Annotated in this window: 4 protein-coding genes; 3 read left to right on the forward strand and 1 reads right to left on the reverse strand. The window is 73.6% G+C overall.

Annotation, left to right across the window (positions count from 1 at the left end; translation table 11 throughout):
- Positions 1 to 44: 44 nt before the first annotated feature.
- Positions 45 to 1121 carry a uroporphyrinogen decarboxylase gene (gene hemE, locus ACFCY7_RS39990; protein ID WP_376490999.1) on the reverse strand — a complete coding sequence of 359 codons (1077 nt, stop codon included), beginning with the start codon at positions 1119 to 1121 and terminating at the stop codon, positions 45 to 47.
- A 91-nt stretch (positions 1122 to 1212) separates the two neighbouring features.
- Between hemE and ACFCY7_RS39995 the strand changes: the two genes are divergently transcribed.
- The 3 genes from ACFCY7_RS39995 to ACFCY7_RS40005 all read left to right on the forward strand — a co-directional run bounded on the left by ACFCY7_RS39995 (position 1213) and on the right by ACFCY7_RS40005 (position 4200).
- Complete coding sequence (locus ACFCY7_RS39995) at positions 1213 to 1905, forward strand: DUF3000 domain-containing protein (protein WP_376491000.1); 693 nt, start codon at positions 1213 to 1215, stop codon at positions 1903 to 1905.
- Positions 1906 to 2166: 261 nt separating this feature from the next.
- Positions 2167 to 2832, forward strand: coding sequence for a LuxR C-terminal-related transcriptional regulator (locus ACFCY7_RS40000; RefSeq protein WP_376491001.1), 666 nt, complete (start codon positions 2167 to 2169; stop codon positions 2830 to 2832).
- A gap of 81 nt (positions 2833 to 2913) precedes the next feature.
- The gene (locus ACFCY7_RS40005; protein WP_376491002.1) at positions 2914 to 4200 is read left to right on the forward strand and encodes a ribonuclease D; all 1287 of its coding nucleotides are present in this window, start codon (positions 2914 to 2916) and stop codon (positions 4198 to 4200) included.
- Positions 4201 to 4243 lie beyond the last annotated feature (43 nt).

The raw sequence follows: 4243 nt of genomic DNA on the forward strand, positions 1-4243 counted from the left end.
GTCTCCCCCGGCGGCCGTCGCCGTCGTGTGTGCCGGTCCGCGGGTCAGACGGCCGTCCGGGTGTGCACGTACTCGACGAGGCGGCTCAGGGCGTCCGGGTCCATCGCCGGCATGACGCCGTGGCCCAGGTTGAAGACGTGCCCCTCCAGGTCCTTCGCGGCGGCGAGGACCTCGTCGGTCTTGGCCTCCACCACGTCGCGCGAGGCGAAGAGCACGGCCGGGTCCAGGTTGCCCTGGAGCGCCTTGCCGGGGCCGACGCGGCGGGCGGCCTCGTCGAGCGGGACGCGCCAGTCGACGCCGACGACGTCCGCGCCGGCCTCGCCCATGAGGCCGAGGAGCTCGCCCGTGCCGACGCCGAAGTGGATGCGCGGGACGCCGTATCCGGCGACCGCGTCGAACACCTTCACGGAGGCCGGCATCACCGAGCGGCGGTAGTCGGCCGGGGCGAGGGCGCCGACCCAGGAGTCGAAGAGCTGGACGGCGGAGGCGCCGGCCTCGATCTGGACCTTGAGGAAGGCCGAGGTGATCTCCGCGAGGCGGTCGAGGAGGTCGGCCCAGAGCTGCGGGTCGCCGTACATGAGCGCCTTGGTGTGCTCGTGGCTGCGCGAGGGGCCGCCCTCGACGAGGTAGCTCGCGAGGGTGAACGGCGCGCCGGCGAAGCCGATGAGCGGCGTGTCGCCCAGCTCGGCGGTGAGCATCCCGATGGCCTCGGTGACGTAGTGGACGTCCTCGGGCGTGAGGTCGCGCAGCCGGGCGAGGTCGGCGCGGGTGCGGATCGGGTCGGCGACGACGGGGCCGACGCCGGGCTTGATGTCGAGGTCGATCCCGATGGCCTTGAGGGGGACGACGATGTCGCTGAAGTAGATCGCGGCGTCGACCTTGTGGCGGCGCACGGGCTGGAGCGTGATCTCGGTGACCAGCTCGGGCCGCATGCACGATTCGAGCATGGGGATGCCCTCGCGGACCTTCAGGTACTCGGGGAGGGAGCGCCCGGCCTGTCGCATGAACCAGACGGGCGTGTGGGGCACGGGCTCGCGCCGGCATGCCTTGAGGAACGCGGAGTCGTACGTCCGCGACTGGTGCTTCGTCTGCTGGCCCTGCGGGCTGTCCATGGCACTCACGCCCAGAATCTTCGCATGTGGCGGGAAGCCGCTCGTCCGGGCCGGGTGTCCCTCACTGCGCAGAGGCCCCGTTCCGCCTACTCTTCCCCGCATGGCTGCGGCTCAGGGACACTTTTCCGATCATTCCGACGGCGATCGAGGGACGGACGAAACGGCGGACAGTACGGAGGCGAACCCGGTGCCACCCGCGTTCCGGCGGGCGGTGGAGGCGTTGCGCTCGGCGCGGCTGCGGTCCGAGATCGAGATCGACCCGACCAGGCCGCCGCAGCGGCTGGCCCCTTACGCGTACGCGGTGGAGGCGGCCGTCGTGGACGGCGAGGAGGACCTGGCGGACGGGCGGCTCGTGCTGCTGCACGATCCGGACGGCCACGAGGCCTGGAAGGGCACGTTCCGGCTGGTGACGCTGGTCCGGGCGGAGCTGGAGCCGGAGATGGCCGCGGACCCGCTGCTGCCGGAGGTCTGCTGGTCCTGGCTGACCGGGGCGCTGGAGGCGCGGGGGCTCGCGTACGGGGAGGCGAGCGGGACCGTGACCATGGCGGGCTCGCACTACTTCGGCGGTCTGGCGGACCGCCGGCCGGCGACCCAGATCGAGATCCGGGCGTCCTGGACGCCGCGCGAGGTTCTCGCCGGGGTGCCGGACACGGCGGCGCACCTGGCGGCCTGGTGCGATCTGCTCTGCCAGATTGCGGGGCTCCCGCCGGCGCCGGCGGATCCGGGCGCGGGGACGGTGGCGGGCGCGGGGGTCGTCTCGCTGCCCCAGCGGCGGGGTCCGCAGCAGGCCTGAGGAGGCCTCCGGGAGGCGCGCGGGCCTTCCGGAAGGACGCCCCGGCACTTCCCTCGTGGGGGTGACGGGGCGAGGGCCGCTCGTAGGATGATCGATCACGCGTCCGAATTGCCCTAATTGTTACTCACCAAATCGTGATCTTTCCCTAAAGGCGGGCGGCCCTCCTGCCGAAGGAGTCAGTGACCCCTTCACAGCACGGGTTCGCCCCCGGCTTCTTCCCCGAGCCGGCTCCGTCCCGCACCCTTCCCCCCAGGAGGCCTGGTGTCCGTTCTCCTCGAGCAGCCCGCAAGCCTGGTCGCCTACCGCCCGAACAAGCCGACGGCCATGGTCGTCGTGGCCGACCCGCGCGTCCGCTCCACCGTGACCCGCCACCTGTGGGCCCTCGGAGTACGCGACGTGATCGAGGCTTCGTCCATCGCGGAGGCCCGTCCCCGCGTCGGCAACCCACGCGACATCTGCGTTGCCGACGTCCATCTGCCCGACGGCAGCGGTCTCACGCTGCTGTCCGAGACCCGCGCCGCGGGCTGGCCCAACGGCCTCGCCCTCTCGGCCGCCGACGACATCGGCGCCGTGCGCAACGCCCTGGCGGGCGGCGTGAAGGGCTATGTCGTCACCGGCACCCGTACCAACATCGGCCACCCGACCCGGCCCGGCACCGCCCCCATCGGCGCCACGGCCGCACGGCTCGGCCACCGCCGCCACCCGGGTGCCCCGAGTCACCCGGGTGGCTACCGCGAGCTCTCCGGCCGTGAGGTCGAGGTGCTCCGGCTCGTCGCGGAGGGCCAGTCGAACAAGGCGATCGGCGTCTCCATGGGCCTCTCCGCCCTCACCGTGAAGAGCCACCTCGCCCGTATCGCCCGCAAGCTGGGCACCGGCGACCGCGCCGGCATGGTCGCGGTGGCCCTGCGGACGGGGATCATCCACTGACGAGTGGTCGACGAGAAGCCCGCGCCTGTCGACGGAACGTTCCGTCGACAGGCGCTTGCCGTTCACCGATACCCTTGACAGGTGACCGACGCCCAAGAGACCGCAGCAGACACAGCACTGCGCACCACCGGGGGCGGCCCCCCGGACGACGATGTCCCTGCGAATGGGCTTCCGATCCCGTTGCTGGAGCCCCGCGAGGGGGTTCCGCCCGTCGTCGAGACGGAGGACGCCCTCGCCGAGGTGATCGCCGCCTTCGCCGCCGGGACCGGCCCCGTGGCCGTGGACGCCGAGCGCGCGTCCGGCTACCGCTACGGGCAGCGCGCCTACCTCGTCCAGCTCCGGCGCGAGGGCGCGGGCACCGCGCTCATCGACCCCGTCGGCTGTCCCGACCTGTCGGGGCTCGGCGACGCGCTCGCCGGCACCGAGTGGATCCTGCACGCCGCCACCCAGGACCTGCCGTGCCTGCGTGACATAGGCATGCTTCCCACCTCGCTCTTCGACACCGAGCTGGCCGGTCGGCTCGCGGGCTTCCCGCGGGTCGGCCTCGGCGCGATGGTCGAGTCCGTCCTCGGCTACGCCCTGGAGAAGGGCCACTCCGCCGTCGACTGGTCCACCCGACCGCTGCCCGAGCCCTGGCTGCGGTACGCGGCGCTCGACGTCGAGCTCCTCGTCGACCTGCGCGACGCGCTGGAGAAGGAGCTCGACCGGCAGGGCAAGCTGGAGTGGGCCCTCCAGGAGTTCGACGCCATCGCCTCCGCCCCGCCCGCGCCGCCCCGCAAGGACCCGTGGCGCCGGACCTCCGGCATGCACAAGGTGCGCCGCCGCCGCCAGATGGCGGTCGTACGCGAGCTGTGGACGGCCCGTGACAAGGTCGCCCAGCGCCGTGACGTCTCCCCCGGCAAGGTCCTCAGCGACGCGGCCATCGTCGAGGCGGCACTCGCCGTGCCGGTGAACGTCGCCGCGCTCACCGCCCTGCCCGGTTTCGGCAACCGGATGGGCCGCCGTCAGCTGGAGCAGTGGCAGGCCGCGGTCGACCGCGCCCGCGCCCTCCCGGAGAGCGAGCTCCCCCAGCCCGGCCAGCAGATCGCGGGCCCTCCCCCGCCGCGCGCCTGGGCCGACAAGGACCCGGTGGCGGCGGCCCGCCTGTCGGCGGCGCGCGCGGCGGTCTCGACGCTCGCGGAGGAGCTGAACCTGCCGCAGGAGAACCTGATCACCCCGGACACCGTGCGCCGGGTCTGCTGGGAGCCGCCGGCCCCGGCGGACGCGGACGGCGTCGCCGCCGCCCTGACGGGCCACGGCGCCCGGCCGTGGCAGGTGGAGCTGGTGACCCCGCTCCTGGTGACGGCACTCGCGAACGCCAAGGGCTGATCCGACGACACTCGTGAGCCCCCGGCCGCGCGCGCGGCCGGGG

Source organism: Streptomyces sp. NPDC056361, from assembly GCF_042262805.1.
Lineage (GTDB): Bacteria > Actinomycetota > Actinomycetes > Streptomycetales > Streptomycetaceae > Streptomyces.